The organism is Bradyrhizobium sp. Kon56, from assembly GCF_055807635.1.
The window spans coordinates 12,619-30,634 of sequence record NZ_JBVVOU010000022.1; the positions used below are offsets into that span (position 1 = coordinate 12,619).

The 18,016-nt window shown below is 64.7% G+C and carries 16 protein-coding genes; 6 read left to right on the plus strand and 10 right to left on the minus strand.

Features of this window, described 5'->3' with window-relative positions:
* Nucleotides 1–239 precede the first annotated feature (239 nt).
* Together AC0L3B_RS27960 and AC0L3B_RS27965 are read left to right on the plus strand one after the other, a co-directional pair.
* Nucleotides 240–644 (plus strand): ArsR/SmtB family transcription factor, encoded by a 405-nt coding sequence (locus AC0L3B_RS27960; RefSeq protein ID WP_247452470.1) that lies wholly within the window; start codon nucleotides 240–242, stop codon nucleotides 642–644.
* A gap of 2 nt (nucleotides 645–646) precedes the next feature.
* On the plus strand, nucleotides 647–1,138 hold the full coding sequence (locus AC0L3B_RS27965; protein WP_018455251.1) for an SRPBCC family protein: 492 nt from the start codon (nucleotides 647–649) through the stop codon (nucleotides 1,136–1,138).
* A 120-nt stretch (nucleotides 1,139–1,258) separates the two neighbouring features.
* Here AC0L3B_RS27965 and AC0L3B_RS27970 read toward each other — a convergent pair whose 3' ends face one another.
* From AC0L3B_RS27970 to AC0L3B_RS27980, 3 genes are read right to left on the minus strand one after another with little or no spacing between them, the layout of a single operon-like run.
* On the minus strand, nucleotides 1,259–2,479 hold the full coding sequence (locus tag AC0L3B_RS27970; RefSeq protein ID WP_204511431.1) for an ABC transporter substrate-binding protein: 1,221 nt from the start codon (nucleotides 2,477–2,479) through the stop codon (nucleotides 1,259–1,261).
* Nucleotides 2,480–2,501: 22 nt separating this feature from the next.
* The gene (locus AC0L3B_RS27975) at nucleotides 2,502–3,476 is read right to left on the minus strand and encodes a Bug family tripartite tricarboxylate transporter substrate binding protein (protein ID WP_026232910.1); all 975 of its coding nucleotides are present in this window, start codon (nucleotides 3,474–3,476) and stop codon (nucleotides 2,502–2,504) included.
* A 36-nt stretch (nucleotides 3,477–3,512) separates the two neighbouring features.
* A complete protein-coding gene (locus AC0L3B_RS27980; protein WP_456654035.1) occupies nucleotides 3,513–4,391 on the minus strand; it encodes an IclR family transcriptional regulator in 879 nt (292 codons plus the stop codon).
* A gap of 210 nt (nucleotides 4,392–4,601) precedes the next feature.
* On the opposite strand from AC0L3B_RS27980, the gene AC0L3B_RS27985 reads away from it, so the two are divergent.
* On the plus strand, nucleotides 4,602–5,444 hold the full coding sequence (locus tag AC0L3B_RS27985) for a hypothetical protein (RefSeq protein ID WP_018455247.1): 843 nt from the start codon (nucleotides 4,602–4,604) through the stop codon (nucleotides 5,442–5,444).
* A 4-nt stretch (nucleotides 5,445–5,448) separates the two neighbouring features.
* Here AC0L3B_RS27985 and AC0L3B_RS27990 read toward each other — a convergent pair whose 3' ends face one another.
* Complete coding sequence (locus AC0L3B_RS27990) at nucleotides 5,449–6,111, minus strand: response regulator (RefSeq protein ID WP_018455246.1); 663 nt, start codon at nucleotides 6,109–6,111, stop codon at nucleotides 5,449–5,451.
* The gene (locus AC0L3B_RS27995) at nucleotides 6,108–7,493 is read right to left on the minus strand and encodes a HAMP domain-containing sensor histidine kinase (RefSeq protein WP_473381437.1); all 1,386 of its coding nucleotides are present in this window, start codon (nucleotides 7,491–7,493) and stop codon (nucleotides 6,108–6,110) included. The genes AC0L3B_RS27990 and AC0L3B_RS27995 overlap by 4 nt, the downstream gene beginning before the upstream one ends.
* A 190-nt stretch (nucleotides 7,494–7,683) precedes the next feature.
* On the opposite strand from AC0L3B_RS27995, the gene AC0L3B_RS28000 reads away from it, so the two are divergent.
* Entirely contained in the window at nucleotides 7,684–8,556 is an 873-nt protein-coding gene (locus AC0L3B_RS28000; protein ID WP_018455244.1) for a DUF3280 domain-containing protein, read from the plus strand.
* A 13-nt stretch (nucleotides 8,557–8,569) separates the two neighbouring features.
* Here the strand turns inward: AC0L3B_RS28000 and AC0L3B_RS28005 are convergent, their stop codons facing one another.
* Genes AC0L3B_RS28005 through AC0L3B_RS28015 form a run of 3 tightly spaced genes read right to left on the minus strand, consistent with a single transcriptional unit; the run spans nucleotide 8,570 to nucleotide 11,606 of the window.
* Nucleotides 8,570–9,601: an L-idonate 5-dehydrogenase gene (locus AC0L3B_RS28005; protein WP_473381438.1), complete on the minus strand. Its 1,032-nt coding sequence runs from the start codon at nucleotides 9,599–9,601 to the stop codon at nucleotides 8,570–8,572.
* A gap of 26 nt (nucleotides 9,602–9,627) precedes the next feature.
* Nucleotides 9,628–10,395, minus strand: coding sequence for an SDR family oxidoreductase (locus tag AC0L3B_RS28010; protein ID WP_473381439.1), 768 nt, complete (start codon nucleotides 10,393–10,395; stop codon nucleotides 9,628–9,630).
* A gap of 11 nt (nucleotides 10,396–10,406) precedes the next feature.
* Entirely contained in the window at nucleotides 10,407–11,606 is a 1,200-nt protein-coding gene (locus tag AC0L3B_RS28015; RefSeq protein WP_018455241.1) for a mandelate racemase/muconate lactonizing enzyme family protein, read from the minus strand.
* A 178-nt stretch (nucleotides 11,607–11,784) separates the two neighbouring features.
* On the opposite strand from AC0L3B_RS28015, the gene AC0L3B_RS28020 reads away from it, so the two are divergent.
* Both AC0L3B_RS28020 and AC0L3B_RS28025 read left to right on the plus strand, forming a co-directional pair.
* Nucleotides 11,785–12,549 (plus strand): GntR family transcriptional regulator, encoded by a 765-nt coding sequence (locus AC0L3B_RS28020; RefSeq protein ID WP_085351340.1) that lies wholly within the window; start codon nucleotides 11,785–11,787, stop codon nucleotides 12,547–12,549.
* 25 nt (nucleotides 12,550–12,574) lie between these two features.
* Complete coding sequence (locus AC0L3B_RS28025; protein WP_085351341.1) at nucleotides 12,575–13,939, plus strand: MFS transporter; 1,365 nt, start codon at nucleotides 12,575–12,577, stop codon at nucleotides 13,937–13,939.
* A gap of 9 nt (nucleotides 13,940–13,948) precedes the next feature.
* On the opposite strand, the gene AC0L3B_RS28030 is transcribed toward AC0L3B_RS28025, so the two are convergent.
* A complete protein-coding gene (locus AC0L3B_RS28030; RefSeq protein WP_018455238.1) occupies nucleotides 13,949–15,199 on the minus strand; it encodes an arsenic transporter in 1,251 nt (416 codons plus the stop codon).
* Nucleotides 15,200–15,485: 286 nt separating this feature from the next.
* Complete coding sequence (locus AC0L3B_RS28035; RefSeq protein ID WP_473381440.1) at nucleotides 15,486–17,963, minus strand: PAS domain S-box protein; 2,478 nt, start codon at nucleotides 17,961–17,963, stop codon at nucleotides 15,486–15,488.
* Nucleotides 17,964–18,016: the final 53 nt, after the last annotated feature.

Consider the following 18,016-nt stretch of genomic DNA (forward strand, 5'->3'; position numbering starts at 1 on the left):
GCGCCCCCGGTCCCTTGTAGCGGGAAGGACCGAGCCTCCCTATTCACGATTGCGCGTGGTGGGTTCCGCGCGAGTGGTCGGTAGCCCGGATGGAGCGAAGCGCAATCCGGAAAGTGCCGCAGCCGAGCTAGCGGCCCCGATTCGCTTCCCTTCATCCAGGCTACCAGTCGGCGAATTTAACTTAGCTAATTGGCTAACAATTGTTGACGCGAGATCATGGCAGCCCTATAGTTAGCCCCATGGCTAACCAACTATCCCGGCTCGATCAGGTTTTCGCGGCCCTTGCCGATCCCACCCGGCGGGCGATCGTGATGCGGCTCTGCGCCGGCGAGGCGTCGGTCGGCGAACTCGCCGATCCCTTCGCGATGGCGCTGCCGAGCTTCATGAAGCACATCCATGTGCTGGAGACGAGCGGTCTCGTCCTGTCGGAGAAATCCGGTCGCGTGCGCACCTGCCGCCTCAGTCCTGACGCGCTCCTCACTGCGGAGGACTGGTTCCAGCACCAGCGTGCGATCTGGGAGGCGCGGCTCGATCGCTTCGAAACCTATGTGATGAAGCTGAAGAAAGAGCGGGCGGCTGCCAAACGGCCGACCAAGACAAGTAGCAAGACGATCGACAAGACAACCAGACGGAAAGGTTCCTGACGATGACGAATTCTGCCAATCCCGCTCTGTCGCAATGGTCGCTCGACCGTGAGATCGTGATGTCGCGCGTGATCGACGCGCCGCGCGATCTGGTGTTCGAAGCGTGGTCCGACCCGAAGCATCTGCCGCAATGGTTCGGCCCGAAGGGCTTCAAGCTCGAGACCTTCGAGATCGACGTGCGGGTCGGCGGCGTCTGGCGCTTCAACATGATCGGCCCGGACGGCACGGTCTACCCGAACCGCATGCGCTTTCGCCGCATCGAACGGCCGTCGCTGATGGAGATGGATCACGGTACCGACCAGGACGAGGATCCCGGAATGTTCCGTTTCACCGTCACCTTCGCCGAGCAGAGCAACGGCAAGACGGTTCTGATGATGCGGCAGCTGGCGTCGAGCGCGGCGCAGCGCGACGGCATGATCAACTTCGGTGCCGTCGAATACGGCTACCAGACACTCGACAAGCTCGCGGCCTATGTGAGTGGGATGAAGAGGTAGGGCGAGCAGCCACTTCCTCTCTCATGCGGAGGAGGCCGCGGAGCGGCCGCCTCGAAGCACGAGGACCATTGGTGAAGCCTTCATTCTTCAAGGCGCGGGCCCCTCGGGATGAGGGGCGCTTCATTCCTTCGCGTCGTCCGTGACGATGTCGCCGAGTTTCTGCCAGCGCTGGCCGTCGAACTGCACCATCTGGAACTGCTTGTTGACGCGGTAGTCCGTCGGCGTCGTCGTCACCGAGATGCCCGGCAGCGTCAGGTCGAGTGCGATGTTGTTCAGGCTGGCGGCCTGGCGCATCACGTTCTCGCGCGTGAGATCGTCGCCGCATTGCTTCAGCACCTGCACCAGCAGCTGCGCGGTGATATAGCCGTAGACGTTCAGGTTCGAATCCTTGTCGCCCTCCGGGTAGTACTTGGCCATGAAGGCGAGATATCGCTTCATGCCGGGATCGTCCTTCCATTCGGGATCGGCTGAATCCTTGACATAACCGACGCTGACGACGCCCTTGGCGTTGTCGAGTCCGGCAGGTTTCAGCACCGCGCTGACCGAGGAGGCGTTGATGTCGATGATGTGCAGCGGCTTCCAGCCGATCTCGGCCACCTTCTTGATCGCCTGCGCGGCCTGTTTCGGCGTGGTGGCGCTGAACAGCACGTCGGCACCGGCATCCTTCAACCGCAGGATCTGCGAGTCGATGGTCGGCTCGGTGATCTCGTAGGACGTCTCGGCGACGATCATCTTCGCTTTGTCACCGAGACCTGCCTTGAAGCCGGCGAGGTAATCCTTGCCGAGATCGTCGTTCTGATAGAGCACGCCGATCCTGGCGTTCGGATGGTTCTTCAGAAGATATTGCGCGTAGATCCGGCCCTCGACGAGGTAGGACGGATTGAAGCCCATGGTCCAGGGGAAGTTCTTCGGATCGGTGAAACGCGCCGCGCCCGTTGCCGCGAAGAGCTGCGGGACCTTCTTGGCGTTGAGATATTTTTGCACGGCGACATTGGGCGCCGTGCCAATGATCTGGAAGGTCAGCAGCACCTCGTCGCTTTCGACAAGCTTGCGGGTCTGCTCAACCGTCTTCGGAGGCGAATAGGCATCGTCATACTGGATCAGATTGACCTTGCGGCCGTTGACGCCGCCCTGGTCGTTGATCATCTTCATGTAGGCGGCCTGGGTCTTGCCGATGACGGCATAGGCCGAGGCCGGCCCGCTGAGCGGGACGGTCTGGCCGACCTTGATCTCGGTGTCGGATGCGCCGGGATCGTATTTCTTCTGGGCCTGTGCCGCCGGGATCGATAGCGCGAGAACGATCGCGACTGCCGGGACACGGTTGAGAAGTACGTTTTTCATTTCCATTCCCTGTTCGTGACCGTCACTCGCCCTTGAGACCGGCCTCGCGGATCAGCCCGGTCCACTTTTTTGTTTCGTTGTCGATGAACTGACCGAACTCGGCCGCGGTGCCGGCGCGCACTTCGAGGCCCTGGGCGGTCAGCTTGTCCATGACCACCGGCTCGGCCAGCGCGCGCAAGACTTCGGCCTGCAGCTTGTCGACGATGGCCCGCGGCGTCGTCGAAGGCGCCATGAAACCGTACCAGCCGGCCGCGGCCACGTTGGGAAAACCCTGCTCGCGCAGGGTCGGCGCTTGCGGATAGAGCGCGCTGCGTTCGGCCGAGGCGACGCCGAGCACGATGAACTTTCCGCTCTGGATGTAGGGCAGTGCGGTCGGCAGCGCCGTCAGCGTGGCATCGACGCGGCCGGCGAGCAGCTCGGTGTAGGACGCGGCATCGCCACGGAAGGGAATGTTGAGACCCTTGACGCCGGCATCCCTGAACAGGAGTTCGCCGGCAAGATGCGGCTGCGAGCCGGCGCCGGGCGAGGCGAAGGTCAGGCCATCCGGCTTCGATTTGCCGTAGGCGATCAATTCGGGAAGCGTCTTGAACGGCGCATCCGCGCTGATGATCAGGAACAGCGGCGCGATCACAGCCATCGCGACGGGCTGCAGATCCTTGCGCTCATAGGTCAGCTTGCCGAACAGCGCTTCGGCGGTCGCGTAGGGCGCCGCGACATAGAGGAGGGTATAGCCGTCGCCCGGCGCATGCGCGACCGTGTCGTTGGCGATGCGGGTGCCGGCGCCCGGCTTGTTCTCTACGATGAACTGCTGGTGCAGGTTGCGGCCGAACTCTTCGGCCAGCAGCCGCAGCGAGATGTCGTTGGAGCCGCCGGGCCCGTAAGGCGAGATCAGCCGCACCATACGCGACGGCCAGGCGTCCTCAGCGCGTGCGGCGAATGGAAGTCCGGATATCGAAAGAGCGAGGGTGCCCAAAAATGTTCGCCGTGTGATGGTCATGGTGGCCTCCCGATGGCGGAGCGCCGATTGTCTTGTTCATCGCCTGGCGCTCTTCTTGTTCTGCTTTTGTGTTTCGGTCGTCGGTGCCGCCCCAATCATGGTGCGGATGCTGTCGGCAAGAGCGGCAATGCGCGGGCCGATCTCGCCCTCCAGCTGGCCGGGCTGGAGCCGGAATGCGGGGATGCCGCAATTGATCGAAAAGGCCTGCTTCGCCTCACGCGCATGAAACAGCGGCGCGGCGACGGCATGGATCGAGGCGATGTACTCGCCGAAGCAGGTGCAGAAGCCGCGGCTGATGCATTGTGCGAGGCCGGCGCGGTATGTCTCTCGGACGGCTGACCACAGCTCGGTATCCTCGCTTGCAATGCGCTCTTCGAGCAGCGCGGCATCGGCCTGCGGCAAGGTCGCCGCCGCGGCACGGCCCATCGCCGTCATCACCACGGAAATGGGCATGCCGATGTCGGGGACGTGCGGGCCGACGTCGCCGGAGCGCGCGGTCTCGACATAGATCATGGAGGTCGCATCGAGCAGGCCAATCGAGACCGTGCCGCGCACGCTTTGCGCCAGCTCCTGCATCATGGGACGTGCGACCTGGCGGAACTGCATGTCGGCGAGCAGCGGATGCGCCATGCGAAGGGCGCGCGCGCCGACGCGATATTTGGCGCGTTCGGAATCGTAGCGGAGGTAGCCGAGCTCGGCGAGCGTATGCGTCAGCCGCGCCACCGTTGGACGCGGAATCCCGGTCAGCGTCGACAGCTCCATGTTGCCGAGCTGCGTCGCTCCCGCCTTGAACGCTTCGAGCACCACGAGACCCTTTGCCAGCGTCGTCGCGAACGCGGCGTCGTCGATGCTGTCCGCCAGCACGGCGGCAGCGGACGAGGAGGCGCGGATCGGTTTGGACGCGGTTTTGGCCATCCAGGATTAATGAACCCGGTCGGGGCGGTTGTCCAATAGATTCATGAAATTGTATTTTGTGTCCACTATCCGGACACGCGGCGGCGTTGCCCGTGCGGATAAAATGTGCGCGACGAGCTCCGCCGCACACAGATTCTCGTCGTGATTCCGTGGGTTGTTGTGACAGGATTATTACGACTGAATGTCATATCGATTACAGCGGAGCGATTCATGTTGCAGTGGCAGGCGCGGACAAATCCCCTCGCGTGGTGGTGGGGGTCCCTGACGCTGGTCAGTGCTGCCAACATTCTCGCCTGGTTCATGCTGTACCGCGCGTTCTATCCCACGTCCGCCGGCAGCATCAGTGGCGGCTCCGACATCGGACTGATGTTCCTGCTCTGCGCCGGCTATGTCTTCGGCTGCGCCTTCCGCTCGTTCCTGCCGCGCGCCGACGTGCAGCGCATCTGTCTGTTCGACACCTGGCTCTCCAGCGTCTTCGTCGGCCGCACGGTCGCGACCGTGGCCGAACTGTGCTTCGCGGCGCAATGGGCGGTCATCCTGCATCAACTCGGGACCATGACGGGCGCCGAGACGGTTGTGAACATCGCGTGGGTGATCGTGCCCATCATCATCATCGCGGAGTGCTTCTCCTGGTATGCGGTGGTGACGACAAACTTCCTTTTCAACGCGATCGAGAACTCGCTGTGGGCGGTGACATTCTTCCTCGCGGGCATCGCGCTGTGCCGGCTGATGCCGGAATTCCAGGGGCCGGTGCGCTGGGCGCTGATTGCCGGCATCGTCGGCATCGCCTGCTTCCTTGCCTTCCTCGTCACCGTCGACGTGCCGATGTATCTCAGCCGCTGGCGGGCAGGGTATGAAGAGGGCAACCGGTTGCTCGGCTTCCTCGAAGGCCTGCATGACGTCTCGACGCGCTGGGTCGTGACCCACGACATCGCGCACTGGAAGGGCGAGCTGACCTGGATGTTCCTGTATTTCACCGCCGCCGTGTGGTCGAGCCTTGCGCTTTGTGCGCTCTACGCGATGGAAGGCTATCTCACGCGCTATCTGGCTTGAGCAATCAGGCCTCGCCGAGATCGACCTCCGTCAAGATGCCCTGGCGCAGCGCCAGCCGGACCAGCTCGATGTCGGATCCGACGCCGAGCTTGTCCTTGATCAGGGAATGCAGGTTCGCCACCGTCTTCGGGCTGACATGGAGCGTCTCGGCGATCTCCTCTGTCGTATTCTCGGCGAGCAGCAGCCGCAGCACCTCGAACTCGCGCGGCGTGAGGACGTCGGCGGCAGAGCTTTCCCCAGCCAGCCGGCTCAGCGCGAGCTCATGGTCGATGTCGGGGCTGATCGCAATCTTGCCGGCAAGCACGTCCATCACGGCGCGCACCAGCGTCTCCGGCGGACTGGTCTTCGTGACGTAGCCCCTGGCGCCGGCGCGGATCGCCTGCACGGCAAAGCCGGCATTCTCGTGCATGGTGAAGACGAGGATCCTCGCGCCCTTGTCCCACTGCCTGATGCGCCTGACCGCCTCGATGCCGCCGATGCCGGGCATGCTCAGATCCATGATGACGAGGTCGGGCGCCTCCGATTTGTAGAGACGATAGGCCTCGGCGCCGTCGGCGGCTTCGGCGATGACGCGAAGTCCCGGCTGCTTCTGGAGCACGGAGCGATAGCCCTCGCGGACGACGGAATGGTCGTCGACCAGCAGAATGGTCGCGCCGGCCGCGCTCATGCGGCGTGCTCCAGCGGCGGCCGATCGGCGGCTGCGAGCGGAATGACGACGCGCAGTGCGGAGCCGCCGTTCGGCTTGGCCTCGAAGCTCAATTGGCCGCGCAAGGCCGCGACGCGCTCGCGCATGCCGAGCAGGCCCATTCCGGATTTCGCGACGGGATCGGTCGTGCGTCCGTCATCGTCGATCGCAAGCGCGATCTCGCTCGCCCCCATCGTCAATTCCAGGCTGACCCGCGTGGCGACGGCATGCTTGGCGGCATTGGTGAGCGCCTCCTGCACGATCCGGTAGAGGCTGGCGCTGATCGTGGCCGGCAGGGTCTCGAATGCGCCGTCGAACCGGATCGAGAAGCGCGTCTCGCCGCGGCTGCGCCCGTTCCAGCCCGCGACCAGGCCTTCGAGGCTGGCGACGAGCCCGAGCTCCTCGACATCCGGCGGCCGCAGCCGGAACAGTGTGCCGCGCAACGTCTCCATCATGCCGGTTGCGGTCCGCGCGATGCCGTCGCATTCGCCAAGCAAGGAAGGGCAGTCCTGCGTGGCGGTCTGGCGGGCGGAGGAGGCGAGCGCCCGGATGGCGGCGAGCGACTGGCCGAACTCGTCATGCAGCTCGCGCGCGAGATGGCGGCGCTCCTCGTCCTGGAGCGCGATCAGCTTCCGCGTCAGCTCGCTGCGTTCGGCAAGTGCGGTCTCGAGGCTTTCGGCGAGATGGTTGAAGCCGTCGCGGATCGCGGAGAGCTCGGCAAGGTCGAACGGCGGCAGCCGCGTGGTGAGGTCGTTGGCGGCAATCCGCTCCAGGCCGGTGCGGATCATGCGGGTGGGGCGCAGCGCGCGTGCCAGCGCGGCGTAGACCAGGGCGCAGAGCAGCGGCAGCGCGATCGCCAGCGCCAGCATCAGGCGGCCGGCCTCGTGCCAGGCCTCCGCCGTCTGCACGGCCGGCTCGACCGAGACCACGGCGTCGCCAAGCTTCGCTCCGCGCACGATCACAGGCCGTGCCGCTTCGCGGCCGGGGTCGAACAGGCTGCGATAGAAGGCCGTGAAGGCTTGCGGCGGTGGGTTTGCCGGGGCGGGCGCGCCGCTGCAGAAGCGCTGGAGGATGTCGCCGCTCGTGCCGCGGAATGCCAGGCACAGGCCGGGCGTCATCACATAGGCCGAAACGGGGTCGAGGTTGGGAAAGTCCGAGCGCGGGCTGGCGACCCACTGGATCTTGCCCTGCTGTAGCTCCAGCGTCTTGGCGACGATGGCGGCGATGTCGTCGAGGCGCGCATGCGCCGCGCGGTCGGCCGTAATCAGGAAATAGGCGGAGATAACGGCGAAGCAGGCGGCCGATATCGCGGCCACGCGCAACGTCAGACGGACTTTGAGATCGAACCTCGGGCGGTTCCACATCGGCGGGCACCTGGTGCGAACGGGTTGTCGCGCCCGCATTAAACGGCAGAACGCACCTAGCGCAAAGCCGCTAGGCGCCAGTGCGGTGCACCGTCGTGAAATTTTCCCGGTCATCGCCGGGACCGGCGCTGCTGCGAGCCCTGATTACGCCGTCCAGATTGTGCGCCGCTCCGTCATACGAGGCACATTTATGCACCTGCGCCGGTTGATCCTCTCAGTCTGTCTCCTTGTCGTCCTTCCGCCGGCTTATGCGCTCGGTGCCGAGACTGCCGTCGGCGTCGCCATGGACGATTTCAGTTATACCGATACGTCAGCGGAGCCTGCCAACCAGACCGCCGCCCACGAGCGACGGCTGGCGGCCTTCATGGCTGCGCTCCGGCAAGATATCGGCGGAGACCGGCGCTACCGGCTCGTGCCCTCGGCCCAGGACGGCGCGGCGTTCAAGGTGATCGGCGGCATCCAGAAGACGAGCACACTGGTGCAATGGGCCAAGGTCGCCGTGATCGACGTTGGCGCCAGGAAGGTCGTGATGGACAAGCTCTACACCTTCCGCGGCGACAATGATGAATCATGGGAGCGTGCCGAGATCTTCGTGTCCCGCGAGATCATGGCCGCGCTCGGCGCACCCGCGCCGATCGCGCTGGCGGTGTTCGAATTCGAGCTCGAGGACAACACCGCGGCGCCGGCCGCCGGTCTCGCGGCCGCAGATGCATCCTATCTGGCCGAAGTGACCGGCAGTGTGCGCGATGCCCTTGGCCAATCCGGCCGCTACCGCCTCGTCGATGTCGGCAGCGCGAACGAGGAGGCGGTAAAGGCACGCGCTTTACGCGACTGCGGCGGCTGCGAAGCGGCGATGGCGCAAGGGCTCGGTGCGGATCAGTCTCTGATCGGGGTGGTGCGGCGGGTCAGCCGCACCGAATACACGCTCGGCTTCCAGGTGCGCGATGCCAGGACCGGCGCGGTGCTGGCACGCGGCGACAGCGGCCTGCGCCTGGGCGCGGACTATTCCTGGAAACGGGGCGCCGTGCGGCTGGTCAGCGACCGGCTGATCGAGAACCAATAGCAGCGCTCATCGATCAGAACGTCAATTGCACCTTCATCGACTGCGAGCGGTCGCTGGCGAGCTCGAACGCTGCGACCGCGTTCTCGAACGGCATGGTCGCCGTGATCAGCGGCTTGACGTCGATCAGGCCTTCGCCCATCAGCCGCACCGCCAGCTCGAATTCGGGATCGAAGCGGAAGGTGCCGCGGAGCTGCAATTCCTTGGCGACGATGGAGTTGATCGGCAGCGTCATTTCGCCGCCCAGGCCGAGCTGCACCAACGTGGCCCTGGGCCTGAGCACGTCGAGCGCGGTGCGGAGTGCGGCCTGGTTGCCCGAGGCTTCGAACAGCGTGTCGAACACACCCTTGCCGGTGCGCCACGGATCGAGCGCCGTCGCGCCGGCCGCGACATTGATGGCGTAAGTGGCGCCGAGCTTTTTGGCGACCGCAAGCGGCGCTTCCGCGACATCGGTGACCACGATCTCGGCCGCGCCGCCGAAGCGCGAGACCAAAATCATCAGCGCGCCGATCGGGCCGCAGCCGGTGATCAGCACGCGCTTGCCGAGCAGGGGCCCGGCCTGCTTGCCGGCATGCAGGCACACCGCGAGCGGCTCGGCGACCGCGGCTTCCGCCAGCGATAGCTCGTCGGCGATCGCAACGGCCTGCGCCGCATCGACCGTGATGAATTCGCGAAAGCCGCCCTGCACATGGGGAAAGCGCATCGCGCTGCCGAGGAAGCGCATGTCGAGGCACTGGTTGCGCATGCCTTCCTGGCAATGCAGGCACCGGCTGCACGGCTTGCTCGGATTGACCGCGACCCGAGTGCCCGGCTTCACGTTCGTGACGCCGTCACCGATGGCTGCGACCACGCCGGCGATCTCGTGCCCCAGCGCCATCGGTTGCTGGATGCGCACGACACCGAAGCCGCCGTGATGATAGTAGTGCAGATCGGAGCCGCAGATGCCGCCGTTCGCGATCTTGACGCGGACTTCGCCCGGACCGGGCGCTGCATCGGGGTAGCTATCGATCCGCAGATCTTTCGGTGCGTGAATGACGACGGCGCGCATGGTTAGCTCCCTCAGCGTTTCGCGGCTCACATCGCAGCGATCATGCCGCCATCGACATAGATGATCTGGCCGTTGACATAGGTCGAGGCATCCGACGCCAGGAAGATCGCAACGCCCACCAGCTCGTCCGGTCGGCCCCAGCGCTTGGAGGGAACGCGGCCCATCAGCCAGTTGTTGAAATCAGTGTTGTTGACCAGCGCCTCGTTCATGTCGGTCAGCATATAGCCGGGGCCGATCGCGTTGGCCTGGATGCCGTGCTGGGCCCATTCCACCGCCATCGAGCGGGTCAGGTTCTTGATGCCGCCCTTGGCGGCGGTGTAAGGCGCAATCGTGGGACGCGCGAGCTCGCTGCCGAGCGAGCCGATATTGATGATCTTGCCGTGCTTGCGCGGGATCATGCGCTTGGCCGCTTCGCGGCCGATGACGAAGGCGCTGGTGAGGTTGGTCTCGATCACCTTGCGCCACTCGTCGGTGGTGAACTCCACCAGCGGCTTGCGGTGCTGGATGCCGGCATTGTTGACGAGGATGTCGACCGCGATGCCCTTTTTGTCGAAGTCGTTGAAGGCGGCGACGATCGCAGGCTCGTCGGTGACATTGAACGGGGCGCCTTCCGCCTGATGTCCGGCGGCACGAAACTCGGCGACGGCCTGCTCGACACGCTTGGGATCGACGCCGTTGATGATCAGCTTGGCGCCGGCCTTGGCCATGCCCTCGGCAATGGCGCGGCCGAGGCCGCGGGAGGAGCCGGTCACGAGCGCGGTGCGGCCGGAAAGATCGAAGAGGGCGGTGCTCATCTCAAGAATCCTCAGACGTTGGAACGGCGCACGGTCAGATCGGAGCGGTCGAAGACGGCGGGCAGAAGGTCGACGCCGAGGCCGGGGCCTTCCATCGGATAGACAAAACCGTCCTTGATCGTGGGCATGGTGGTCACGAGCTCGTTGTACCAGCCCTTGTAGAAGGCGCGCACGGATTCCTGGATCAATGTGTTGGGCTGGCTGAACGACATGTGGATGGCGGCGATGAAGCCGATCGGGCCGATGCAGTCGTGGGGTGCGAAGGGCCGGTGATAGGTCTCGGCCATCGCCGCGATCTTGCGGCCCTCGGTGAGGCCGCCGGTCCAGCACAGATCCGCCATCACCACATGCATAGCGTCGCGGTCGAGCATGTCCTTGTAGGGGAAGCGCGACCCCAGCGTCTCGCTGGCGCAGACCCAGACGTCGGTGCAGCGGGCATATTCGGCCAGCGCCTGCGGCGAGTTCATACGGATCGGGTCTTCGTACCAGGTCGGCTTGTAGGGCTCGAGCGCGCGCGCGATCTGTTTTGCGGTTGGCAGGTTCCACAGCGAGTGAAGCTCGACCATGATCTCCATCTTGTCGCCGACCGCCTTTCGGATCTTCTCGAACGGCTCGATCGCCTGCTTCATCTGCGCGGCGGAGATGTAGAGACCCTTGTTCTCCTGCGCCGCCGGATCGAACGGCCAGATCTTCATGGCGGAGATGCCGCTCTCCAGCAGGTTTTCGGCAAGCGCGTCGGCGCGGTGCATGAAGCCGTCGAGGTCTTCGTAGGGACTCTTGGCAGCGCCAAGATTCCAGTTCGCGACCGGGCTGATATTGGTGGAGCGGACATATTGGGTGCCGGCGCAGGTGTTGTAGATGCGCTGCTTGTCGCGGCAGAGGCCGCCGAGCATCTGATGGACCGGCTGATTGCAGACCTTGCCGAACAGGTCCCACAGCGCGATGTCGATTGCCGAGGCCGCGCGATATTCGACGCCGGTGGACGACTGCGCCATCGGCAGGTTCAGCATGTCGCGATGGATCGCCTCGATGTGCAGCGGATTGCGGCCGAGCAGGCGGCCGGCAAAGGTGTCGTGGATCTGCGCCTCGACTGCGCCGGCGCCGTAAAAGGTTTCGCCGAGACCGATCATGCCCGTGTCGGTGTGGACGCGCACCCAGATGACGTTGGAGAATTCTTCGGTGCGCAGCGTCTCTATCGACGTGATTTTCACGGCAACTCCTCCCATAGCAGGCGCGCGCAGCGCCGTCTTGTTGTCATTGCGCACCGCAACATGGTGCGGGCAGGCGTCAAGTCTTACGCCCGCTTGTAATATATCACAACATGTTTTAGGGATATCACCAACAAGGCGGCCGCCCTGCAACGACGGCGCGGGCTGAGGGAGAGACGACATGGCAACGCGCAAGCGCGCGCTCGAGGTGGTGAGGAACGACGACGGCGAGGGCAAGCCCTCCCGGCGCAATCGTCTCAACTTCTTCGAGCTGGCCTATCAGAGGATCGAAGAGCTGCTCGTCCATTGCGAGCTCAAGCCAGGCCAGTTCATGACGATGCTGGAATTGCAGCACATCACCGGCTTCGGCCGTACGCCGGTTCATCACGCCGTCAATCGTCTCTCCGCCGATACGTTGATCATCATCCGACCGCGCCACGGTCTGCGCATTGCGCCGATCGATCTGGCACGCGAGCGCATGCTGCTGGCCTTGCGCCGCGACATGGAGCGCTTCGTGATCCGGCTTGCGGCCGATCGCGCCAGCCTCTCGCACCGCAATCAGGCGCTGCATATCGAGCGCCTTTTGCGCGAGCGCCGCGCCACTCTGACCCTCGACGAGTTCAACAGTATTGACCGCCGCATCGACGCGCTGGTGCTGGAGGCGGCAGGCGAGCCGTTTCTGGTGCACACGCTACGGCCGTTACACACGCTGTACCGGCGCATCGGCTACATCCACCACCGGTTCATGCCGGGACAGGCCGAACTGTCAGGCACGATCGATCGTCACCTCGCCATTCTCGCCGCGGTCGCCGGCCGCCGCGTCGAGGACGCGGTGAAGGCGAGCGATGCACTGATCGACTACATGGGCGAGATGTTCACCGGCATGGAGGTCGGGATCGACCCGCGCCTGCTCGATTGCAGCATCGAGCCGCTGCTTGGCACGTAAGAAAGTTTTGAAGAGAGGACCAAAGATGTCGACGATGGCGATGCCACAACCGACCGCGAGCGAAGCCGCGGTCCGCTACCTCATCACGAACTACAGTCCCAAGGGCAACAAGGTCGGCTGGCTGATGATGGCCTCGATCCTGGTCGAAGCCTGGGATCTCTATTCGATCGCCTTCGTGCTGATCTTCATCAAGGAGCAGTTCAATCCCGATCCGCTGATGCTGGGCCTGGCCGCGGCCGGTACGCAAGGCGGCGCCCTGATCGGTGCGCTGCTCGGCGGCTGGCTCTCCGACAAGATCGGCCGCCGCGTCATGTTCCTGGTGACGATGGTGCTGTTCATCGTGCTGGCGCTGGCGCAGGCCTTCGTGCCCAATGTGTTCTGGCTCGTCGTGATCCGCTTCTTGCTCGGCGTTCCGCTCGGTTCGGACATCTCGACCGGCTACACCTACATCATGGAATCCATGGCCAAGGGTGAGCGCGAAGTCATGGGCAACCGCTGGCAATTCATGTTCGCGGTCGGTGAGGTCCTGACGATCGGCGTCATCGTGATCTTCCTGCTGCTCGACATCAACCACGAAACGCTATGGCGGGTGACGCTCGGCCTCGGCGCGCTGCCGGCGCTGATCATCCTGATCATGCGGCACGACGTGCCGGAGACGGCGGTCTGGCTGGTGCAGAAGGGACGCTACCGCGAGGCCAAGCAGGTCGCGCGCGAGATGTTCAACGACGACCTCGCCATGCTGCCGGACCATGACGTGGAGGTGCCCAAGGTGTCCACCCGCGACTTCCTCGCCGACCTCAAGAAGGATCCGATCCGCTGGCGCGCCACGATCTACGGCTGGATCGCCTGCTTCGCGCAGGCCAGCGAGTTCTCGACCTTCGCGTTCTACCTGCCGGTGCTCTTCGTGATGGTCGGCGTGTCGAGCGTGCTCGGCATCAATCTGGTGACGATGGCGCTGTTCTCCTTCGCTGCCGTGTCGGGCTGGGTCGGTCCGCTGCTGACCCCGAAAATCGGCCACCGCGGCATCTCGATCGCGGGCTTCTCGATCGTGCTGGTCTCGCTGCTGGTCGCGGCCTTCGCGCTCTACACCGACAACAAGATCCTGCTGCCGTTCGCGGCTGCCGCGATGCTGTGGGGCCATTATTGGGATGCCTCCAACTGCATGACGATCCCGACCATGGTCGCCAAGCCGAAATATCGCGGCACCGCCAGCGGCTTCGCCTACATGTTCGTGAAGCTGCCGTCGTTCCTCGCGATCTTCCTGTTCCCGTCGTTGTTCGCGGCGATTGGGCAGGCGAATGCCACGCTGTTCGTCGCGATCTTCCCGCTGATCGGATTGCTTGCCGCAATCTTCATCCTGCCGGAAGTCTACGGCTACGAGAACGACTGATCTCGCAAGTTACCTGATCGCGGCCGCCAAGGCCGCGATCAGGGCCGGCGGCGTCACGAGCAGTCCGAGCTTGAGGAACGGCCAGGCGCCGACTTCGATCTTCTCCCGCCGCAGCGCCACCAGCCACAGGATGGTGGCGAGCGAACCGGTCACCGACAGATTGGGACCGAGATCGACGCCGATCAGGATGGCGCTCACGACCGGCGCGGGCAAGTGATCGCTGGCGGCGACCGAGCCGGCAACGAGACCGACGGGAAGATTATTGGCGATGTTGTCGGCGACCGCGGTGGCGATGCCGACGCTCCAGGCCGCCTTCGTCACGGATTGTCCGACAGCTTCATGCAGCAGCGCGCTGAGCTGCCCGATCACGCCGGTCTTGATCAGCGCTTCCACCATCACGAACAATCCGCCGACCAGCGGCAGCACGCTCCAGGAGACGCCGCGCAGCACGGGGAGCGGCGATTGCCGGTTGAGCAGCAGCACGATTGCGGCTGTCACCACGCCGCAAACGAAGGTCGGCAGGCCCAATTGCTTGTCCAACGCGGAGGCCGTGACCAGCACGACGCCGATCGCCACGATGCCGATGGCCGTCAGCTTGCCGCCGCGGCCGAGCTTGGGATGCGGCACTCTGCGCGCGATCGTCTCTTCCTTCAGGGCGCGGTGCTGGGTCAGGCGCAGCACGACATAAGTCAGCAGGATCGAGGCCGCCGAGGGCAGGGCGAACAGCCGCAGCCATTCGGTGAGCGCAGGCATGTGGGCGCCGAACACGACGAGATTGGCGGGGTTGGAGATCGGCAGCACGAAGCTCGCGGCATTGGCGATGAAGGCGCAGACGAAGAGATAAGGCAGCGGCTTGGCGCCGGCCGCACGCGTCGCGGCATAGACGGCGGGGGTCAGCACGATCGCGGTGGCGTCGTTCGAGAGCAGGACGGTGACGAGCGTGCCGACAATGTAGATCAGCAGGAACAGCCGCTGCGGCGAGCCGCCGGCATGTTCCACGGCGAGCGCTGCGAGATAGTCGAACAGGCCTTCGAGCCGCGCCAGCTCGGCGATCAGCATCATGCCGATCAGGAAAAGATAGACATCCACGCCTTTCTCGATGCCGGTGAGCGCATCCCGCCAGGGCAGCAGACCGAACAGCACGAGCGCACTGGCGCCGATGATGGCCCAGATCGCCTCCGGCAGGCGAAAGGGCCGGATGATGACGCCTGCGGTCGCGACGACGATGATGCTCCAGGCCCAGATGGCGTTAGACGGCACGTTCGATCCTTGAGATGTGTCGGTTCATTCGGCAGCGATAGCGGAAGCCGATGTCGATGTCTTCCCCCCGCGAGCGCGGACGGCTATCTGCGATTGCCGCGTCTCGGCCCGAGTTTCAGTCCACAATGTTGTTCAAAAGCCCGTTGGGTTGGAGCGGCGCGATAGCGCCGTCATTGCGAGGAGCACAGCGACGAAGCAATCCAGACTGTTTCCGCGGAAAGATTTTGGATTGTTTCGCTGCGCTCGCAACTACGGAGTTTGTGGCAGCTTCGTGCGACCATAACACTCATCGCGCCATCGACGGCTTTGCCGTGATTGCCTTGCGCAAGATGCGCGACAGGGCTTCGACCGAATACGGCTTCTGGATCAGCTCGAAACCGCGATCGGCGTTCTCGGCGAGAACGTTGCTGTAACCAGAGGTGAGCACGACGGGCAGGCCCGGATAGCGTTCGCGGATGATGCCGGCGAGCTCGACGCCGTTCATGCCGGGCATGATGACGTCGGAGAAAACGAGATCGACGGCGAACTCGTTCTCGCCGAGAATGGCGAGCGCCGCATTGGCGTTGGCGGCGCGGCGGACGACATAGCCGAGGTCTTCCAGCAGCTCGGTGGAGAACCGGCCGACCTCGTCGTCGTCTTCCACCACGAGCACGCGATAGCCGCGCCCGGTGGCCGCGGCCTCATAGGTCAGCGCCGCGGCTTCCTGATCTGTCGCGGGGCTGTGCGCCCGCGGCAGATAGATGGTGAAGGTCGCGCCTTCACCATGGGTGCTCGTCACGGCGATGTCGCCCTCGGACTGCTTTGCGAAGCCGAAGGCCTGGCTCAAGCCGAGGCCGGTGCCCTTGCCGACCTCCTTGGTGGTGAAGAACGGCTCGAAGATGGCTTCGATGTTTTCGGGCGCGATGCCGCTGCCAGTGTCGGCAACGGAGATCGCGACATAGTCGCCGCCGCGCGCCGGTTGCGTGCGGAGGTCGGGGATTCCCTGAACTTTCCGGACCGCAATGGTGAGACGGCCTTCGCCGTCCATGGCGTCGCGGGCGTTGATGGCGAGGTTGATCAGCGCGGTCTCGAATTGCGCGATATCGGCGACCGTGAAGCAGTCGCCATCGTGAACCTCCACCGCAATTTCGATGCGGCCACCGACCAGCGGCCGGACCAGCTGCGCGACCCCTTCAACCTGGCTGCCGACGTTGAAGATCTGCGGTTTCAGCGGCTGCCGGCGCGCAAACGCCAGCAGCTGGGCGGTCAGCTTGGAGGCGCGCTCGACGGTGTCCGAGATAGCATCGACATAGCGGCGACGGCGCTCCTCCGGCAGCTCGCGGCGGCGCAGGAAATCGGTGGCCGAGCGGATGATGGTGAGCAGATTGTTGAAGTCGTGCGCGACGCCGCCAGTGAGCTGGCCGATCGCCTCCATCTTCTGCGATTGCCGCAACGCTTCCTCGCCGCGGCGACGCTCGGTGATGTCCACAGCCTCAGGCACCGCGCCGGTGATGTTGCCGTGGCGGTCGAGCACCGGGCGCATGCCGAACTCGAAATCGCGCTCCCCGATGGGAAGGCGCAGGCGCATCTCCATCCGCACGGCTTCGCCCTTGAGCACGGTGTCGAAGGCCTCGCGCACTCGTGCGCCCATGCCCTCCGTCGTGCTGAACCAGGGCGTCTGCCACAACGGCTTTCCGATCACATCCGCAGGGCTCGCCTTGATGGCGTCGAGCACGGTCGTGTTGGCGTAAAGCAGCTCGCCACTGAGATTGACGAGGCCCTGATACTGGTTGCTGGTCTCCAGGATGGCGCGCAGCCGCGCCTCGTTGGATTCGAGTTCGGCGGTGCGCTGGACGATGCGTTCTTCCAGCGTCTCGTTGAGCTGCCGGAGCTCGATCTCGGCCTGTTTGGCCACCGTGATGTCATGGGCAACGCCGATGAAGCCGATATGCCTGCCGGTCGGGTCCCAGCGCGGCTGCGATTCCGAACGCAGCCAGCGCCATTCGCCGGCGGCGTTCTTGTAGCGGGCTTCCAGCACGAACGGTTTGAGTGATGCTTCGCCCTGAACGGATTGCTGTAGCACGTGGGGCAGGTCGTCCGGATGCAGCACCTTGCGCCAGTCGAAGGCAATGGCCTGGTCGTAGGGCAGGCCGACGAAATCGACATAGGCCTGGTTGGCGAAGGACCGTGTGCGGTCGAGTTTGGTGACCCAGATCGGCACCGGGGCGCTGTCGGCGATCAGCCGGAAGCGCTCTTCGCTCTCGCGCAGGGTCTCACGCACCAGCATCTGGTCGGTGACGTCGATATGGGCGCCGACGAGGCGAAGGGCGCGGCCGCCACCGTCCCGCTCGATCTTGGCGACGACGCGGATCCAGCGGGTCTCGCCGTCGCTGGGGCGGATGATGCGGTATTCTGCGGTATAGTCCTCACTGGTGCCGGACAGCGCTTCGATGAAGTGCATCACCGTAGCGTCCCGGTCGCCGGGATGAATGCGATTGATCCAGTCCTCGTGCGACTCGTCGGCAGCTTCCGGCGGCAGGCCGTGAAGCATCAGATATTCCGGCGAACGGCGGTTCTTGAAGCCTTCGCGGAAATCGACTTCGAGACCGCCGACCTTGCCGATGCGCTGGATGCGCGCAAGTTCGGCTTCGCGCTCCTGGAGCGCGCGATAGGCGTTGTCGCGCTCGCGCGCAACATCTTCCAGGTGCTGGCGCAGCTTTTCGGCGGCGATGGTCTCGGGCAAAGGATCGTTCAAGGCGTTGGCCGTTGTGATGCGAGAGCGCACGTGGCGGACCGATATTCACACAGACGTAGCGCGATGGCCATTGCTCAGAGGGA

Bases quoted from the DNA above. Each gene is read 5' to 3' on its own strand.
- AC0L3B_RS27960 (WP_247452470.1), top strand. From the start codon at position 240: ATGGCTAACCAACTATCCCGGCTCGATCAGGTTTTCGCGGCCCTTGCC.
- AC0L3B_RS27965 (WP_018455251.1), top strand. From the start codon at position 647: ATGACGAATTCTGCCAATCCCGCTCTGTCGCAATGGTCGCTCGACCGT.
- AC0L3B_RS27970 (WP_204511431.1), bottom strand. From the start codon at position 2,479: ATGAAAAACGTACTTCTCAACCGTGTCCCGGCAGTCGCGATCGTTCTC.
- AC0L3B_RS27975 (WP_026232910.1), bottom strand. From the start codon at position 3,476: ATGACCATCACACGGCGAACATTTTTGGGCACCCTCGCTCTTTCGATA.
- AC0L3B_RS27980 (WP_456654035.1), bottom strand. From the start codon at position 4,391: ATGGCCAAAACCGCGTCCAAACCGATCCGCGCCTCCTCGTCCGCTGCC.
- AC0L3B_RS27985 (WP_018455247.1), top strand. From the start codon at position 4,602: ATGTTGCAGTGGCAGGCGCGGACAAATCCCCTCGCGTGGTGGTGGGGG.
- AC0L3B_RS27990 (WP_018455246.1), bottom strand. From the start codon at position 6,111: ATGAGCGCGGCCGGCGCGACCATTCTGCTGGTCGACGACCATTCCGTC.
- AC0L3B_RS27995 (WP_473381437.1), bottom strand. From the start codon at position 7,493: ATGTGGAACCGCCCGAGGTTCGATCTCAAAGTCCGTCTGACGTTGCGC.
- AC0L3B_RS28000 (WP_018455244.1), top strand. From the start codon at position 7,684: ATGCACCTGCGCCGGTTGATCCTCTCAGTCTGTCTCCTTGTCGTCCTT.
- AC0L3B_RS28005 (WP_473381438.1), bottom strand. From the start codon at position 9,601: ATGCGCGCCGTCGTCATTCACGCACCGAAAGATCTGCGGATCGATAGC.
- AC0L3B_RS28010 (WP_473381439.1), bottom strand. From the start codon at position 10,395: ATGAGCACCGCCCTCTTCGATCTTTCCGGCCGCACCGCGCTCGTGACC.
- AC0L3B_RS28020 (WP_085351340.1), top strand. From the start codon at position 11,785: ATGGCAACGCGCAAGCGCGCGCTCGAGGTGGTGAGGAACGACGACGGC.
- AC0L3B_RS28025 (WP_085351341.1), top strand. From the start codon at position 12,575: ATGTCGACGATGGCGATGCCACAACCGACCGCGAGCGAAGCCGCGGTC.